Genomic DNA, 16,473 nt, shown 5'->3' with positions numbered 1-16,473 from the left:
TTCGAAACATTTTTGCCAGAGGCGGTTTGAAGCCTCTGGCACCCGAAAAAGGATAATAACATGGCCAAGGCATTTGCGTCCCAAGGGGACATGAGCGAAAAGAAAATCACCTTTAGCGAAGTGGGCAAGGACATCTATGCCTTCACCGCCGAGGGCGATCCCAACTCTGGTGTTATCGTCGGCGATGACTCTGTGATGATTATTGAGGCTCAGGCGACACCCCGTCTGGCCAACAAGGTGATCGAATGCGTGCGTTCGGTGACCGACAAACCCATCAGCCATGTGGTGCTGACCCACTATCACGCAGTGCGGGTGCTGGGGGCCTCGGCCTTTGGCGCTGGTCAGGTGATCATGGGCGACGCCGCCCGCGCCATGGTGGTGGAACGGGGCCAGGAAGACTGGGACAGCGAATTCCAGCGTTTCCCGCGCCTGTTTGAAGGCCACGAGAGCATTCCCGGCCTGACCTTCCCCACCACCACCTTTAGCGAGGACATGACGGTCTATCTGGGCAACCGCCGAGTCGACCTGATGCATCTGGGCCGCGCCCATACGGCGGGTGACATCGTTGTGCATGTGCCGGATGAGAACGTGATGTTCACCGGTGACATCGTTGAATACCACTCTGCCTGCTATTGCGGGGACGGTCATTTCAGCGACTGGGGGGATACCCTGGACAACATCGCCGCCTTTGACGTGGACGCCATTGCCCCCGGTCGCGGCGACGCGCTGGTTGGCAAGGAAATGGTCAACGCGGCGATCGAAAACACCCGCGATTTTGTCGAAAGCACCTATCGCCCCGCCGCCCGTGTCGCGGCCCGCAACGGCACCCTGAAAGAGGCCTGGGATGCGGTGCGCGCCGAGTGTGACCCCAAGTTCAAGGACTATGCAATCTACGAGCATTGCCTGCCCTTCAACGTCGCCCGCGCCTTTGACGAAGCTCGTGGCATTGACACCCCTCGCATCTGGACCGCCGAACGCGATCTGGAAATGTGGGCTGCACTGCAAGGCTGATCCCCATCTTTTGAAAGCCCCCAAACAGCGGGGGCTTTCAAGATCGCACCCACTGGCCGCTCAGGTCAGGCCGGTCCGATCACGAACTCCGGGCGCTTTGATCCAGATCGTGCCGCCCAACAAAAACATGTGAAACGATACTCACATCCTCCCGGCACTGCACTGCCGGGAAACAGAGAAGCTGTGCCGATCAGATCCTCCGGTTGGCACCCCCTTTGGGAGGAGACCAGATGAACAAGATCTTTGAAGTCCCGATGTATCCTTATGCCCGCCATGAGGATCAGGATGCCGGGGCGCCAGTGCGCCGCAAAGTGGTGGTGATTGGCGCCGGCCCCGTTGGCCTGGCAGCGGCCATTGAACTAGCGCAGGAAGGCATCGAGGTGGTGGTCCTTGATGAGAATGACAAGGTAAGCTTTGGCTCCCGCGCCATCTGCTTTGCCAAACGCCCGCTAGAGATCCTGGACCGGCTCGGCTGTGGCCAGCCGATGGTCGACAAAGGCGTGTTGTGGAACAAGGGCAAGGTCTTCTTTGACGACCGCCAGGTCTATGATTTTGACCTGCTGCCGGAGGAGGGCCACAAACGCCCGGCCTTCATCAATCTGCAGCAATATTATTTCGAAGAATATCTCGTTGACCGGGTGCGCGAGCTGCAAGCCCAGGGTGCGCCGATCGAAATCCGCGGCCGCAACAAGGTCTCGGCAATCGGGACCCATCCCGATCATGTGACGCTGGAGGTCGACACCCCCGAAGGCTCTTATAACCTGGAAGCGGATTGGATGATCGCCTGTGACGGCGCCAACTCGCCAACCCGCCGGATGCTGGGGCTGGATTTTGTCGGACGCGTCTTTGAGGACAACTTCCTGATCGCCGATGTGGTGATGGAGGCCGACTTCCCCACCGAGCGCTGGTTCTGGTTCGATCCGCCCTTCAACAAAGGCCAGTCGGCGCTGCTGCACAAACAACCCGACGGCGTCTGGCGCATTGATCTACAGCTGGGCTGGGACATCGACAAAGAACGGGAAAAACGCCCCGAAAATGTCATTCCGCGCCTCAAGGCAATGCTGGGCGAGGAGGTGGAGTTTGAGCTGGAGTGGGTCTCGATCTACACCTTCCAGTGCCGCCGGATGGAACAATTCCGCCATGGCCGCGTGTTGTTTGCCGGTGACGCCGCGCATCAGGTCTCGCCCTTTGGCGCCCGTGGGGCCAACTCAGGCCTGCAGGACACCGACAACCTGATCTGGAAACTGAAACTGGTGATGGAGGGCAAAGCCCCCGACAGCCTGCTCGACAGCTACGACCAGGAGCGAGTGCATGGGGCCGAGGAAAATATCCTCAACTCCAGCCGCTCCACCGATTTCATCACGCCAAAATCGGAAATGTCCCGCCTGCTGCGCGACGCGGTTCTGGATCTGAGCGAACACCACGAATTTGCCCGCCCGCTGGTGAATTCTGGCCGCCTGTCAGTGCCCTGCACCTATGATGGCTCAACGCTGAACTCAGCCGATGCGCTGATGGATGGGCCTGCGCGCAGCCGCCCTGGATCGGCCTGCCCCGATGCACCATTGGGGGATGGCTTCCTGCTGTCAAAACTGGGCAATGACTTTGTTCTGCTAACCATTGATGCCGATGCCCCCGATGAAATCGAAGAGGCAGGCATTACCGTCAAACGTCTGGCGCTGTCAGTGAAGGACGACAAGACCCTGGCCCTGAAAGAGCGCTATCTGGGCGATAATGACAGCGGCGTCTATCTGATCCGCCCGGATCAGCATGTCGCCGCCCGCCGCCCCTCGTTTGATGACAACCAGTTCCGCGCCGCCATCCGCCGCGCGGTGGGCAAGGAGTGACCCCTATGTCTGATACCCTGATCCTGACCCCGAATATCAACGGCGCCGATGATTTCTATGCAGATCTTCTGGCCGCCCATGAGGGGCGCGACACCGCCGACAGCGAGGCATTCAACGCCCGTCTGCTGTTGGTGCTGGCCAACCACATCGGAGACCGCGCGATCCTGAAACAGGCGCTGGCTGCGGCCGCGCTCACCAAAGAGGAGGACCCCTCGTGAAAATCGAACAAATCCACCACGTCGCCTATCGCTGCAAAGACGCCAAACAGACCGTCGAGTGGTACAACCAGATGCTCAAGATGGACTTTGTGCTGGCCATCGCCGAGGACCACGTGCCCTCCACCCACGAGCCCGACCCCTACATGCATATCTTCATGGATGCGGGCAACGGCAACGTGCTGGCGTTTTTTGAGCTGCCTACCAAACCCGAAATGGGCCGCGACCCCAACACGCCGATCTGGGTTCAGCACATCGCCTTCAAGGTCAAGGACCGCGAGACCCTGATCGAATTCAAAGACCATCTGGAAGCCAATGGCGTTGAGGTTCTGGGCGTCACCGATCACTCGATCTTCCACTCGATCTACTTCTTTGATCCCAATGGTCATCGGGTAGAACTGGCCTGCCCAGACCCCAAAGAAGAGGCGCTGCTGGCAAAACTCGACGCGGTGAAATGGGACATGCTGGAGGAATGGTCCAAGACCAAGAAAGCCCCCAAACACGCCGACTGGCTGCATGCCAAAGAGCTGAACGACGTCGGAGCGCCCAGCTAAAGATTGACTTACAATGGGCAACCGGAAACTCTTCGGCTGCCCATTTTCCCTTGTTAGACCCTTTTTCAGGAAAGATCAGTGATGCACGACACCGTTCTCTTCGACTATTGGCGCTCCTCTGCCAGCTACCGTTTGCGCATTGCGCTGAACCTTGCAGGCATCGACTATCAGTCGATCACCGTGGATCTGGTCAAGGGGGAGCACAAAAGCCCCGAACACCTGGCCCGCAACCCGCAGGGCTTTGTTCCGGTGCTGGAAATCGACGGTCTGCGGATGACACAGTCGCTGGCCATTCTGGACTACCTGGATCAGACGCGTGATCTTGGCCTCTTGCCCAAAGACCCCGCCGCACGGGTGCAGGCCCAGGCGCTGGCACATTCGATTGCGGTGGATCTGCATCCGGTATGCAACCTGCAGGTGGCCAAACACGCGACCCAGCTGTCCAGTGGCGCCCCGGGCATGCCCGCTGACTGGATGGTGCATTTCATCCGCCCCGGTCTGCAGGCCTTTGAGACCCTGCTAGGGGCCTATGAACAGACCCCCTATTGCACCGGCACCACGCCCGGTCTGGCCGATATCTGCCTGATGCCGCAGCTTTATAATGCCCGGCGCTGGGGGGCAGACTTTTCCGACATGCCGCGCATTCTGGCGGCCGAGGCTGCCTGCGCGGCCCATCCCGCCTTTGCCAGGGCCCATCCGGACGCGGTAAACACCGCCAGCTAGATCACGCCTGCCGCCTGCCCAGCACCCTTCTGGGCAGGCGGCCATCGGTGACAATCAACCCCAGCCCGATAATGCCAAAGCCAAGCACAGATTCGGAGCTGATTTGTTCGCCCAGAACTCCGGCCCCCAGGCTGACCGCCACCGGCGGGATCAGCAGCGTCACCAACATCAGATTGGCCGATCCCGCCCGGCGCAGGATCTCGAAATACATCAGATAGGCCAGTGCCGTCGACAGCACCGAAACCCCGATCACCGCGCCCCAGACCTCAACGGACAGGTCCAACTGAGGCACGCCCTCGACGTATAGGGCCACCGGCAGCATCAGAACGGTGCTGCCAGTCACCATCCCCAGCGCATTCATCAGCGGCGGCTGCCCGCCCAGGAACCGCTTGCCCCAGACGCTGGCCAGCGCATAGGAACAGGCCGCCGCCAGGACCGCCAACTGCGCCAGATTGCGCGGATCCACCGAGGTCAGGGCTGTTGGCCCCATAATCACCGCCACCCCCAGAAGGCCCAGGCCAGCTCCAACCAGTTTTTGCGGCGTCAGCGGCTCATCCTTGAGCAGAACGCCCGCCGCCACCGCGCCAAACATCGCCGTGGTGCCGTTGAGGATCGAGGCCAAGCCGCTTTCAATCTGGGTCTGTCCCCAAAAGATCAGCGAAAAGGGAAGCGCGTTGTTCAAGGCCCCCATGCCCAGGTAGGCCCCCCAGATCCTGGTGCCACGCGGGATCGCAATGCCTTTGAGCCGCACCACGACAAACAGCACTGGCAGGGCCAGTGTGACCCGAACCAGAGTCACAGTCAGGGGGGGCAGTTCGCGCAGGGCTATTTCAGCAAAAAAGAACGAGCCTCCCCAGACAAGCGCCAGAGAAGCCAAGAGCAGGCCGGCCGTGAGATCAATTGCAGGGGACGATGGGCTGGTCATGGGAGGCTCCTTGAAACGCTACCCCAACCTAGATTGCCCCCTGTTCTGCGGCGACCCGTTTCCTGCGCCATCGTTTTGCCGGGCCGTCAGTCTCCATCCAGCCGTCCTCCTTTGCCAACCAGGTTCTGCTGCTTCTCTCTTGCAGAGCCAGGCATTGGCGGTAAAGGTCACAGAAGATGTCCCCCGCCAGGAGCCTATCCACATGCCCTATTTACCCTATCGCCTCACCGGCCCCATCGGCTCTGCGGCGACGCTTGGGCTGATTGTCCTGCAGGTGGATGAAACCATCGAACAGGATTTTCGCCGCCTGTTCGTGGCGCCTGATGTGGCGCTCTATATCAACCGTATTCCGTCTGGGGCCGCGCTGACGCCGGACACCATTGCCCAGATGGGGCGCGACCTGCCCGCCGCCGCTGCCTTGTTGCCACAGGGCGCCGCGTTTGACGCCGTGGCCTACGGCTGCACCTCGGGCACCACCTTGATCGGAGTGGACCGGGTGCGTGATCTGGTGCAGGGCGCAGTACATACGCGCCACGTTGCCCAGCCGCTGAGCGCAACTCTCGCCGCCTTTGCCGCACTAGAGGCCGCCACGATTGGGCTGGTTTCCCCTTATATAGACACTGTTTCCGGACCTATGCGGCAGACATTTGAAGCCGCAGGGTATGCGGTGCCTGCCATGGTGTCCTTTGGCGAGGAGGTCGAGGCCAATGTCGCCCGCATTGATCCCGACTCTATCCACACTGCAGCGCTGGAGGTCGGATCAAACCCAGAGGTGGAGGCGGTGTTTCTCAGCTGCACCAACCTGCGGACACTGGATATTATCGCGGATCTGGAGCAGCGCCTTGGCAAACCCGTGGTCAGCAGCAATCAGGCGCTGGCCTGGCATATGGCGCGCCTGTCGGGGGCACCGCTGGCGGCGGATGCGCCGGGTGTTTTGTTCTCCAAACCGCTGCCACAGGGCAAATTTTAGGGGCAGTCACAAAAGAAAACCCCGCCCAGCAGCTTTGGCCGGGCGGGGTTTGTGTGTCTAGCAACTGGCAAGAGATCAGTTGTCGGATCCCTCGCTAGCGTCATCACCGCTTAGGGTACTGGGGGCAAAAACACCGCCAAAGCCGGAGTTGTTGCCCTCACTTTCGGTCTCGGCCTCTGCCCCGTCGCCGCTCAGGGTGCCGGGGGCAAAGACGCCACCAAAACCTGAGTTGTTACCGGTAGTAGGCTGGGACTGAACCGGCGCGGTTTCGCCCTGCTCTTCCTGCTGCTGCTGACGGCGCAGCTCACGCTGGCGCAGCAGTTCCTGTATCCGCAGTTCGGACTCCATGCGCTTTTGCTCCTGCACATCCGCGATACATTGCTGCGGACTATAGACAGTCGCCGTGCCAACCACGGTCACCGTGGCACAGGCCACAATCACCAGGGCAACAGCCGCCCAGTTGGAGCTGAGAAAGCCGGGCAGTTTGAACTGGCCTGAACTCAGCTCTTCCACCGTGGCATCCTTGCGGGCCTCGGCCACCAGTTCCTTGCGGCGGATATTGGCCTCGTTGAACAGGGCAGCAAACACCGTGAGCAAAACGATAATAAAGGCCAGCGCCGAAATGGCCGGGGTGATCCCGTAGCGGACCTTTTGTGCCAACTCGATGGTCAGAGTTGGGTATTCCCCAAAGGTGAAGGTGGTGGTGTTGTAGTTTTCAAAGCTCGCCAGAAAGGCCAACACTGCGGCTGAGGCAATGGCGGGCTTCATGAAGGGCAACAACACCTTGCGAAAGGCCTGCGCATGGGTGGCGCCCAGGTCCAGCGCCGCCTCTGTCAGGGCGATGTCATAGCGCTGCAGTCGTGCCACCAGCACCAGCATGCAATAGCTGGCGATGAATGTAGACTGACCAATGACCGTCAGGAACAAGCCGTTGGACAGGAAGCTGTCCGCCCCCAGGCCCACCATCCGGTTGATCCGGTCCCAGAACACCAGCGTCGAGATACCAATAACCACACCCGGCACCAGAATTGGCGCAATGATGATGGTGTAGTAGGTCGCCCGCAGCTTGGGCCAGATCTGGGTCAGCATCAATGCGCCCGCCAGCCCCATGGCCACCGACAGCACAACGGTGCCTGCGCCCACCAGGATGGAGTTCTTGATGCCATTCAGGATCCGTTCGTCCTGAAACAGAGCCGAAAACCACTCAAAGGTCAGGCATTCCCAGGGCGTCGCCCGCGGAAACTCGGGCGAGTTGAAAGCGGTGATCGACATGATCACCAGCGGCCCAAGCAGATAGGCAAAGAAGATTGCCAGATAGGCCCAGATGCTGAGGCGCATAAGAGAAAGGTTCTTCATTTGCCGATATCCCCCATGTTCACCTTGAAGACCCGCATCAGAGCAAGCACCAAGAGGATACAGGTGACTAGCAGCACCACCGCATAGGCCGCGCCCTGTGGCCAGTCAGAGTTATCGTTGAATTGCTGGTAGATCAGCTGCGTGAACCACAGCGAGGAAGGCCCGCCCAGGATCTGCGGTGCCGCCAGCGCCCCGGCTGACAACATGAACACCATGGTACAACCCGAACTGATGCCCGGTTTGGCATAGGGAATGACAACCCGGCGGTGGATCATTGACCAGCTGGCGCCCATATCGCGCGCCGCTTCGATCTGATTTCGGTCCAGGCTTTCGATCACATTGTAGATCGGGAAGATCATCAACAGGATATAGGCATAGCCCAGGCCCGCATAGAGCGCGATATCGTTGCGGACAAAGTCAAAGGGTGTATCAAATATCCCGGCCGCCACCAGCAGATTGTTCAGCACGCCGGTCTCGCCAAAGATGATGCGCAGGGCAAAGGCGCGCAGGATCTCGTTGATCCAGTAAGGGATGATCAGCATCAACGCAAAGATACGGATGTGATTGCCCTTGGTCTGGGCCAGGTAATAGGCGATCGGGTAACACAGGATCAGGTTGAAAATGGTGACAAATATCGCCGCGATCAGGGTGCGGTAAAACACCTTGAGATCCACCGCGTTGTAGTCCTGGCTGCCACCTTCGGGGCCAAAGACCAAATATTTGTAGTTCTCCATCGTATAGACGTCTTTTGGCCCGCCGATCTCAGGCGGTGGCAGGTTGGGACGGAAGGAGAAATCCAGCATCGACAGCTGCGGCAGGATGATCAGGCCAATGGTCCAGAACAGCACCAGCCCCAGCATCAGTGAGCCAATGCCCAGACCATTGCGGTCAAAAAACTCTTTTAGGAAACGAGGCATTGCCGCTCTCCCTATTCGGTGGCCAGATCGCCAGCGGGCAGGGCCACAGCGTTCTGGACATCATATTGCAGGGTCATCGGTTGCCCCTTGTGGCTGTCAAAAGACTGGCCAAGGTTCGGCAGCGAGACCTTCATTTCCTTGCCGCCTTCGCCTTCCATGAAGATATTGAAGCTGTTGCCTTCAAATTCTTCGTTGGTGACGGTGGCGGTGACAAAGTGATCGCCTTCGGTGCCGACCGGTGCCAGGGCAAAGGCTTCGGGACGGATGAACATCATCGCGTCATCCCCCGGTTTCATCTTGCCCTGATTGGCCGAAGAAACCCGCGCCAGCAGATCCCCTGACCGGTTTGTGCTGATCATTGCGGTGTCGCCCGTCACCTGTTTCACCTTGCCCCGGAATACGTTGTTTTCGCCGACAAAAGACGCAGCAAAGGCGGTGGCCGGGTCGTTGTAGATGGTCTTGCCATCACCAATCTGATCAATGACACCTGCGCGCATCACCGCGATATTATCGGACATGGTCAGCGCCTCGCCCTGATCATGGGTGATGTAGATAAAGGTGATGCCAACGCGTTTTTGAATTTCCCGCAGCTCGGTCCGCATGTGCTGGCGCAGTTTCAAGTCCAGCGCCGAAAGTGGCTCATCCAGCAGCAAAACATCCGGTTCCGCACAAAGAGCACGGGCAATGGCCACCCGCTGGCGCTGGCCACCTGACAGCTCCGAGGGCAGTTTGTCGCCCTGCCCCGGCAGCGCGATCATGTCCAGCAGCTCATCTGCGCGCTTGCGACGGTCCCGCGCCGACACGCCTTTGATTTCCAGGGAAAAGGTTATGTTCTCCCAGACCTTCATCAGCGGAAACAGCGCCAGATTCTGAAAGATCAGCGCAGTGGGACGTTTGTTCGGGCCGATGCCCTTCATATCCTTGCCGCCAATCAACACCTGACCTTCGCTAGGGTCTAAAAACCCCGAAACAGCGCGCAAAATCGTGGTTTTGCCGCAGCCAGAAGGCCCAAGGAAGGAAAAGAAATCGCCTCCGTTGATATGCACATTTGCGTCGCGCACGGCGACAAAATCTCCAAAGCGGATCCAGAGGTTTTCAAGATCTACGCCGACCCCAGCACTCATGTGGTCTCTCCTCAGCTCACAGCTCCTTTGCCCGGTGGAGAATACCCCCGGCGCAAACAGGCTGCTCTGTTCATTCAGATGTGTGTGATGCGTCCATGGGACATGCATGGCGCCCAGGCTGGCCCCTGGACGATCCAGGGGCCAGTTGGCTCAAAAACGGATCAGGCGCTTTTGAACTTATTGACGAACTCGGTCCGCACTTCAGCATACCAAGGCGCTTCGGCAGGCCAGGGGTTCAGATTGGCCAGGCTGTCGCCAGGATAGGCTTCGGCAAAGTTCTTTTTGTAGACATCCCCCGAGAAGGTATCTGCACCCAGAACCGGCGAGTTGTAGCCGTGGCTGTCGATCGCCTTACCAGCAGCTTCCTTGCCAAAGGCGTAGTCGATGAAGGCATAGACCTGCTCTTCGTTCTTGGCACCAACGGGCATGGACATGCCGTCAACCCAGGCCATCGCGCCTTCAACAGGCGCTTGATAATGCACTGGCTCACCTGCTGCTTTCAGCGCCAGTGGTGGGCCATCCCAGGTCTGACCAACCACAACACCTTCGTTCAGCAGACCGTTTTTCTGGGTGTCGGCATCGTTCCAGATCAGCTTGATCCGGTCTTTGCGCGCCATACACCAGTCGGTGATCTTGCCCCAAACTTCGCGCATGGTGTCTTCGTCACCATAAGCCGCCCAGACGGAGCCAGGCTCCATTGCGCCAGAGGCTTCCATGTAGAGCCCCGCGCCTAGCATCATCGAATGGGCACGGCCCATGGTTTTGCCGGCGTTTTCTTCCGACCAGACATCGCCATAGGACGGCGCGTCGCCGGCTGGCAGCCATTTGTCGGTGCGGTAGGCGACACCTTCGGTGCCCCAGATATGAGGCAGCCAATGCACGCCGGCGCCGTCAAAGTTCCATGCCGATGTGCCGATTTTTGCCATCGCCGGGTTCACCGCGTCGATGTTGACTTTGTTCATGTCAAAGGGTTTCAGCAGCTCCAGTGGGCCCCACTGCAGCGACCGGTTGTTGGTGGGCGAGACGATGTCAAAGCCCTGACCCTTGGTGGCCTTCATCTTGTTGATGATTTCCTCGTTGGAACCAATACCGGTGTAATTCACCTTGATGCCAGTCTTTGCCTCAAAGCCTTCGATAAAGGCTGGGGGCAGGTAGTCCGACCACATCAGAATGTTGACTTCACCCGAAGACGCCAGCGCGCTTTTGGAATAGAGCGGCGCTGCAAGAGCAGCCGCACCGGCACTTTTCAGCAGGGTCCGGCGAGTGACGCTAGATTTGGTAGTCATATTCAAATTTCTCCCTAGTGGGTTTGTTGGTATCGTTTTTTATTGTTTTTGGTACATTAAAGAGTGCGAGGCATTGCGCCCAACAAACAGTGACAGTTTCAAAAACTGATAAGGCCAAAATGCCGCAGCGGCAAAAAAATGGCTCCAGTTTTCAGGTGACATCGCCCGATTCTCCTTAACCCTTGCAGAATAAGGTGGTGTCGTAACAGGAGTTTGCGCCTCCCAAGCCGTTCCGTCAATGTAAACAGCCTTGCAACCCGGCTTGGACAGGGCGAGTGCCTGTCAAACAGACAGCCCGATCATGGCCACGCCCAGCGCCATCACCACAGCCGCCCCGAGACGGCGCATCCAGTTGCCTTCCCGCAGGAAAACGAAGCCAATCAGGGCGGCAAAAATGACCGAGGTTTCGCGCAGGGCCGAGACCGCCCCCAGCGGTGCGAAGTTTTTGGCAAAGAGCACAAGGCCATAGGCCGTCATCGAGACAAAGCCACCCAGAATGCCGATCAACCAACTGCGCGCCGGGATCTGCGCCAGCACCTGCCGTCGGCGCAGGCCAATAAAGGCGGCAATAAACAGATGCCCAAAGGCGCCCCAGGCCCAATAGCTGAGCGTATTGCCCGACAGGCGAACCCCCAGACCGTCGACCAGCGAATAGAGCGAGATACAGACCCCAGTGCCCAGCGCATACCGCAACGCAGTGCTGCCCACCCCTGATTTCAGCGCCTGCCAGCTGCTCAGCTGGATCCCCAGACCAATCAGGCCAATGCCGAACCAGGCCTGCAGCGGCAGGAACTCCCCGGCAAAGACCATCGCCCACAGCGCCACCAGCGCAGGGACAACGCCACGGGCGATGGGGTAAACCACGCTCAGATCGCCATGGCGATAGGCCTGTCCCAGCATGTAGAAATAGCCAAAATGGATCAGTGTAGACAGCGCTACATAGCCCAGGCTTTCCAATTCCGGCAGCGGCAAATAGGCCACCATGACCGCGCCGGGAATGACGTGGCCCAGCGCCACCAGCCCCAGCGTCGTGGTGCGATCCGCCGCCGTTTTAACAATCGCGTTCCAAACCGCATGCAGCAGCGCGGCTGACAGAATGATGGCAACAACAAAGGGCGTCATGTTCCGGGAAACCTTTTTAATTCTGGCGATAAAACGCCCCGTTTAGAACCTGTTTAGAGCCTGTTTAGAGCCTGTTTAGAGCCTGTTCCGCGCGGTCAACTGGCTTCCATCTCTTCGATCAATCGGGTCTCCAGCAGCTGGCCATTCTGATACAGCAACGGATAAGAGACCGCCGCCACGTGGCTGTTGAACTCGCGCAGCGCCCGCAGGGTTTCCAGATGAATATCCGAGGTTTCAAAACTGTGCCCGGTACCCCGCTGCAGCCGCTTCAGGTGGCGCTTGCGGCTGTCGCGCTCCATCCGTTTGAGTTCCGTCTTTTCCAGATTGAGCAACCGGGCGCTTTCCAGATCGTTTGAAATCAGCACATTCGACGCCAGCCGTAGATTGGCCATGATCGCCTCGTGCATATGCAGGATTTCGTCCCAGCCCTCTTTGGAGAACCGCAGGTGTTTTTTGTTCAGCTCCCCCGCCAGCACCGCCAAACGCCGCGCCGCCACATCGCCGGCGCTTTCCAGGCGAATGGCATATTCCACCATTTCACGGGCCTGTTTCAGCTCAGCCGGGGTAAAGTCCTGTTCGGGAATATCGGCCACATAGGAACGGATCCCTGACAGGCAGGCATCGACCTCGGGGTCCAGCTCCTGAACTGCCTTGATCTGCGCACCATCACCGGTTTTATACAGGTCCGAGAGCGGGCGAAACATGGTCTCGACCAGATCAGACATCCGCAACAGTTCCCGTTTCAAATTGGCCAGAACCTGCGCCGGTGGGCCATAGTGCCCCGGCTCCAAAGCGCTCGGCGGTCGTCCTGTCAGGCCAGCTTCCGGCACCGGGGGCTCTGCCATCAGGCGTGTCATCAAGGGCTCGAGTCGGCGGCAGATCAGCAGCGCCAGCAGCAACAGTGTGCCGTTGAAGGCAAGATGCAGATAGACCAGCATCTGCCCGCCCATCGCCCCAACCTGCGGCCCGATCTGCAGCGCGGCCGCCAGGCTCGCACTCAGGCTGTCACCCAGGCCAGAATTCACCACCAGCAGGCAGGTCACCGCCCAGGTGCCGCGCAGGCCGAGGTTGGCATAGGGGATGCGCCGCGCGCTGTGTCTCATCCCGCGGCTCAGCCAGACCGGGATAAAGCCAGAGCCAAAATTTGCGCCCAACACCAGCGACAGACCGGCCTCAAAGGGGATGGCGCCGATCTGCACCAGGGTCACGCACATCAGAATGGCCGCCACCGAGGAATGCATCACAAAGGCAAGCCCCGCCCCCACCAGAAAGGCAGTGATATAGTCCCGCGCCAGATAGCCTGCCACGGCGGGCAAAAAGGCGCTGTCACGGATAGGATCCATTGCTTCGCGCAAAAAGCGCAGCGAAATCAGAATAAAGGCGATCCCCATAAGGATCCGCCCCGCCTGCCGGGTTTTCTTGCCCTCGGTTTTGACAAAAAGGTAGCCCCCCACCGCCAATAGCACCGGCACCAGCCAGTCCAGATCGAAGGACAGGATCTGAATAATCAGAGCCGAACCCAGATCGCCCCCCAGCACGATGGCCAACCCGGTGGGAAAAGCCAGATACCCACCAGAGGCAAAGCCCGTCACCAGCAGCGTGACCGCCGCAGAGCTTTGCAGGACCAGCGCCATCCCAACGCCGACACCACCCGCATGCAACTGGCTGCCGGTTCCGGTCAAAAGCCGCTGAAACGAGGCGCCATAGCTGCGCTCGATGCCGGTGCGCACCATACGCACGGCAAACAACAAAAACATCGTCGCCCCAGCCAGGCTGATGAGAAACGTCAAAATGGCCATATCATGCCTCTTCGGATATTGCGGTGGCCAGGGTGAACTCTACCCCCCAGTCCAGCAGCGACCGCGCCAGTTTCTTTCCCGGCTCCCGGTCACTGACCAGATGCGTCAGTTGCTGCGGGTCTGGCCCACGATGTGGGGCGCTCTCGGAGAATTTTGCATGGGTGGTCACCACCATGATCCGCTCAGCCGCAGCAGTGACAGCAAGGGTCAGCTCTGCCTCGGCGGCGTTGTGAAACAACAGCCCGTATTTTGGCGACAGCGCATCGGCAGATAAAATCGCCACATCAAAGGCAAATCGGGCAGCTTGCATTTCGGCCACCGGGCCAAAGGTGCCGCGATCGTCGCGACACATCTCACCACCCAGCAGATGCAGCCGGTTGCCATTGTGGTTGGCCAACAGCTGCGCCACCCCGATGGAATTGGTCACCACCGTCAGATTACGACGCTGCCGCAGGGCCTCTGCCACAAAGGAGGTGGTGGATCCCACATCCAGAAATACCGTCATGCCATCGGTGATCCTGGGCAAAACCGCTGTCGCAATCTGCGCCTTCTCTGTTGGGTTCTCACCCATGCGCCGGAAAAAGCTGGGGCCTGCCTCGCCCGTGCCGCGCGGCCCCACCAGGTAGGCTCCGCCATGGACCCGCTCAACCGAGCCCGCCTTGGCCAGGGCCTTGATGGTGCGGCGCACGGTTTCTTCCGACACATGCAGCATCATCGCCAGCTCGGCGCTGCGCCCGGATCCGCCCAACCGCCGCAGGGTTTCAAGCAGTTCAACCTCCCGGTGGGACGGCGCTGTAGGACGGGGCATCGGGCAAAACTCCACAAAGACGGCAGATACAGTTCACAATTTTGCGGCAAAATGTCAGGTTAGCGCCAACATGGCAAGGAAAACCCCACAAATTCCCAAAATTTCTCTCGATATCGGTCAATTGCGGTCAAAATCGTCAAGAAACCCTCTTCCCAAATTACAAATGACAGGCTTATCTTGCGCCAATGAGGCCCCCAGCTGACAAAGGACTCCAGCCTATGAGCACCGATCAAGCCCAGAAAAAGAACGTGCTGTTCATTCTGATCGACCAGCTGCGGGCCGATTGCCTGACAGGCGCGCTCGCCGCGCATGTCGCCCTGCCCAACCTGCGGTCCCTGATGGCAGAGGCGGTGACCTTTGAGCAAAATTATACCGTGGTAAACCCCTGCGGCCCCTCGCGCGCGTCAATCCTCACCGGGCAATATGCGATGAACCATCGCTCGGTGCGCAACGGCACCCCGCTGCGCCATGACACCCCCACCCTGCCCGGCGAGATGCGCAAGGCGGGATACACTCCGATGCTGTTTGGTTATACCGATACCGCCCGTGACCCACGCACCCATCACCCCAATGATCCAGCCATCCGCACCTATGAACAGCATATGGACGGCTTTCAGGAGATGTTGGAGATGCGGCTGGAGATGTCCTATCCTTGGCGCGCCGATCTGCTCTCCAAGGGCTATACATTTGACACCTACTGGGATCTGCACAGGCCGGTCTCGCCCACTGGTGGCCCGGCCCGGCTGAACGATCCGGCGCCCTATTCGGCAGACGACAGTGACACCGCCTTTTTGACCAATCGGTTTCTGGCCACCATGCCCGCCTATGGCCATCAGAGCTGGTTTGCCCATCTCACCTATATTCGCCCACACCCGCCGCTGGTGGCGCCTGCGCCCTATAATGCGATGTATGATCCCGCCGATCTGCCGCTGCCTCTGCGCCATGGCACGGTGGCGGAGGAATGCGCAATGCATCCGTTCTTTACCCCCACGACCCAGGCCTCTCCCCCGGCTTCTACGGTTTTGGGCTTTCCTGATCTGCAGCCAACGGATGAAAATATCCAAACCCTGCGGGCGCTTTATCTGGGGCTAGCAAGCGAAGTGGACGCCCATATCGGCCGGGTGATGCAGTTCCTCAAAGACAGCGGCCAGGACGACAACACCCTGGTGGTGCTGAGCGCCGACCACGGTGAGATGCTGGGCGACCGCCACAGCTGGGGCAAGTTCACCGTCTATGACGCCGCCTATAAAACTCCGCTGATCATCCGTATGCCCGGCAATGGCGCGCAGGCCGGGTCGGTGGTGCAGCAGATGACCGAATCCATCGACCTCACTCCGACCATTCTGGACTGGGTGGGGCAGGAGATTCCCAATTCAATGGATGGTGCCTCGCTGGTGCCGTTGCTGCGCGGTGAAATCCCCTCTGACTGGCGGCAATACACCTATTCCGAGCTGGATTTTGGCGACCCACAGGCGCAGACGATCTGGCAACAGATGCTTGCCACCCCGACATCCCAGTCCAGCCTCGCCATTCTGCGCGACGGGCGGTTCAGCCTGGTGGAGTTTGCCGCCGACATGCCGCCGCTGCTGTTTGACCATCAGGGCGCCGGCGAAATGGAAAACCTGGCACAGGCCCCGGCGCTGCAGGCGGATCTGGCACGGCTGACCCGGCAGATGCTGCGCCACCGGATGCGCAACGCCGATCACAGCCTGTCGCTGCATAGCATCACAACCGATGGGCCACGCCAGCAAAAGCGCCACAGGCCGGGAGCCTAGCCCCGCCAGCGCTTTCTCCCCCCCAACTGCGATCCGCCCCCTTG

The 16,473-nt window shown here is 59.7% G+C and carries 15 protein-coding genes; 7 read left to right on the top strand and 8 right to left on the bottom strand.

Annotated features, from left to right (window positions below; translation table 11 throughout):
- Positions 1-60 precede the first annotated feature (60 nt).
- From QZ268_RS18660 to maiA, 5 genes are all read left to right on the top strand, one after another.
- A complete protein-coding gene (locus tag QZ268_RS18660) occupies positions 61-1,011 on the top strand; it encodes an MBL fold metallo-hydrolase (RefSeq protein ID WP_295455514.1) in 951 nt (316 codons plus the stop codon).
- A 230-nt stretch (positions 1,012-1,241) separates the two neighbouring features.
- Positions 1,242-2,855 carry an FAD-dependent oxidoreductase gene (locus tag QZ268_RS18655; RefSeq protein WP_295455512.1) on the top strand — a complete coding sequence of 538 codons (1,614 nt, stop codon included), beginning with the start codon at positions 1,242-1,244 and terminating at the stop codon, positions 2,853-2,855.
- Between the two features lie 5 nt (positions 2,856-2,860).
- On the top strand, positions 2,861-3,073 hold the full coding sequence (locus QZ268_RS18650) for a DUF2783 domain-containing protein (RefSeq protein ID WP_295455511.1): 213 nt from the start codon (positions 2,861-2,863) through the stop codon (positions 3,071-3,073).
- Complete coding sequence (locus tag QZ268_RS18645; protein ID WP_295455509.1) at positions 3,070-3,624, top strand: VOC family protein; 555 nt, start codon at positions 3,070-3,072, stop codon at positions 3,622-3,624. The genes QZ268_RS18650 and QZ268_RS18645 overlap by 4 nt, the downstream gene beginning before the upstream one ends.
- Positions 3,625-3,705: 81 nt before the next feature.
- Positions 3,706-4,347 (top strand): maleylacetoacetate isomerase, encoded by a 642-nt coding sequence (maiA, locus tag QZ268_RS18640; protein ID WP_295455507.1) that lies wholly within the window; start codon positions 3,706-3,708, stop codon positions 4,345-4,347.
- 1 nt (position 4,348) lies between these two features.
- Here maiA and QZ268_RS18635 read toward each other — a convergent pair whose 3' ends face one another.
- Entirely contained in the window at positions 4,349-5,272 is a 924-nt protein-coding gene (locus QZ268_RS18635) for a DMT family transporter (protein WP_295455506.1), read from the bottom strand.
- 202 nt (positions 5,273-5,474) lie between these two features.
- Here QZ268_RS18635 and QZ268_RS18630 point away from each other — a divergent pair, with 202 nt between their 5' ends.
- Positions 5,475-6,242, top strand: coding sequence for an aspartate/glutamate racemase family protein (locus QZ268_RS18630; RefSeq protein WP_295455505.1), 768 nt, complete (start codon positions 5,475-5,477; stop codon positions 6,240-6,242).
- Between the two features lie 75 nt (positions 6,243-6,317).
- Here QZ268_RS18630 and QZ268_RS18625 read toward each other — a convergent pair whose 3' ends face one another.
- The 7 genes from QZ268_RS18625 to QZ268_RS18595 all read right to left on the bottom strand — a co-directional run bounded on the left by QZ268_RS18625 (position 6,318) and on the right by QZ268_RS18595 (position 14,654).
- Positions 6,318-7,598, bottom strand: a complete 1,281-nt coding sequence (locus tag QZ268_RS18625; protein WP_295455503.1) for an ABC transporter permease — start codon at positions 7,596-7,598, stop codon at positions 6,318-6,320.
- Positions 7,595-8,515 (bottom strand): ABC transporter permease, encoded by a 921-nt coding sequence (locus tag QZ268_RS18620; protein WP_295455501.1) that lies wholly within the window; start codon positions 8,513-8,515, stop codon positions 7,595-7,597. Before QZ268_RS18620 ends, QZ268_RS18625 begins: the two co-directional genes overlap by 4 nt.
- An 11-nt stretch (positions 8,516-8,526) precedes the next feature.
- Positions 8,527-9,639: an ABC transporter ATP-binding protein gene (locus QZ268_RS18615; protein WP_295455499.1), complete on the bottom strand. Its 1,113-nt coding sequence runs from the start codon at positions 9,637-9,639 to the stop codon at positions 8,527-8,529.
- A 161-nt stretch (positions 9,640-9,800) separates the two neighbouring features.
- Complete coding sequence (locus tag QZ268_RS18610; protein WP_295455498.1) at positions 9,801-10,925, bottom strand: extracellular solute-binding protein; 1,125 nt, start codon at positions 10,923-10,925, stop codon at positions 9,801-9,803.
- A gap of 282 nt (positions 10,926-11,207) precedes the next feature.
- Positions 11,208-12,047 carry a hypothetical protein gene (locus tag QZ268_RS18605; protein ID WP_295455496.1) on the bottom strand — a complete coding sequence of 280 codons (840 nt, stop codon included), beginning with the start codon at positions 12,045-12,047 and terminating at the stop codon, positions 11,208-11,210.
- Positions 12,048-12,142: 95 nt separating this feature from the next.
- The gene (locus QZ268_RS18600; RefSeq protein ID WP_295455495.1) at positions 12,143-13,846 is read right to left on the bottom strand and encodes a Na/Pi cotransporter family protein; all 1,704 of its coding nucleotides are present in this window, start codon (positions 13,844-13,846) and stop codon (positions 12,143-12,145) included.
- Between the two features lies 1 nt (position 13,847).
- Positions 13,848-14,654 (bottom strand): DeoR/GlpR family DNA-binding transcription regulator, encoded by an 807-nt coding sequence (locus tag QZ268_RS18595; RefSeq protein WP_295455494.1) that lies wholly within the window; start codon positions 14,652-14,654, stop codon positions 13,848-13,850.
- Positions 14,655-14,872: 218 nt separating this feature from the next.
- Between QZ268_RS18595 and QZ268_RS18590 the strand changes: the two genes are divergently transcribed.
- Positions 14,873-16,429, top strand: coding sequence for a sulfatase-like hydrolase/transferase (locus QZ268_RS18590; protein ID WP_295455492.1), 1,557 nt, complete (start codon positions 14,873-14,875; stop codon positions 16,427-16,429).
- The last annotated feature ends 44 nt before the right edge of the window (positions 16,430-16,473 follow it).

It is taken from the genome of uncultured Pseudophaeobacter sp., from assembly GCA_905479575.1.
Lineage (GTDB): Bacteria > Pseudomonadota > Alphaproteobacteria > Rhodobacterales > Rhodobacteraceae > Pseudophaeobacter.
The sequence above is the reverse complement of the archived record's forward strand: the minus strand, read 5'-3'. Positions and strand labels throughout refer to the sequence as shown.

Excerpts from the sequence above, each read along its gene's own strand:
- QZ268_RS18660 (WP_295455514.1), top strand. The coding sequence starts at position 61 with ATGGCCAAGGCATTTGCGTCCCAAGGGGACATGAGCGAAAAGAAAATC.
- QZ268_RS18655 (WP_295455512.1), top strand. The coding sequence starts at position 1,242 with ATGAACAAGATCTTTGAAGTCCCGATGTATCCTTATGCCCGCCATGAG.
- QZ268_RS18650 (WP_295455511.1), top strand. The coding sequence starts at position 2,861 with ATGTCTGATACCCTGATCCTGACCCCGAATATCAACGGCGCCGATGAT.
- maiA (WP_295455507.1), top strand. The coding sequence starts at position 3,706 with ATGCACGACACCGTTCTCTTCGACTATTGGCGCTCCTCTGCCAGCTAC.
- QZ268_RS18635 (WP_295455506.1), bottom strand. The coding sequence starts at position 5,272 with ATGACCAGCCCATCGTCCCCTGCAATTGATCTCACGGCCGGCCTGCTC.
- QZ268_RS18630 (WP_295455505.1), top strand. The coding sequence starts at position 5,475 with ATGCCCTATTTACCCTATCGCCTCACCGGCCCCATCGGCTCTGCGGCG.
- QZ268_RS18625 (WP_295455503.1), bottom strand. The coding sequence starts at position 7,598 with ATGAAGAACCTTTCTCTTATGCGCCTCAGCATCTGGGCCTATCTGGCA.
- QZ268_RS18620 (WP_295455501.1), bottom strand. The coding sequence starts at position 8,515 with ATGCCTCGTTTCCTAAAAGAGTTTTTTGACCGCAATGGTCTGGGCATT.
- QZ268_RS18615 (WP_295455499.1), bottom strand. The coding sequence starts at position 9,639 with ATGAGTGCTGGGGTCGGCGTAGATCTTGAAAACCTCTGGATCCGCTTT.
- QZ268_RS18610 (WP_295455498.1), bottom strand. The coding sequence starts at position 10,925 with ATGACTACCAAATCTAGCGTCACTCGCCGGACCCTGCTGAAAAGTGCC.
- QZ268_RS18605 (WP_295455496.1), bottom strand. The coding sequence starts at position 12,047 with ATGACGCCCTTTGTTGTTGCCATCATTCTGTCAGCCGCGCTGCTGCAT.
- QZ268_RS18600 (WP_295455495.1), bottom strand. The coding sequence starts at position 13,846 with ATGGCCATTTTGACGTTTCTCATCAGCCTGGCTGGGGCGACGATGTTT.
- QZ268_RS18595 (WP_295455494.1), bottom strand. The coding sequence starts at position 14,654 with ATGCCCCGTCCTACAGCGCCGTCCCACCGGGAGGTTGAACTGCTTGAA.
- QZ268_RS18590 (WP_295455492.1), top strand. The coding sequence starts at position 14,873 with ATGAGCACCGATCAAGCCCAGAAAAAGAACGTGCTGTTCATTCTGATC.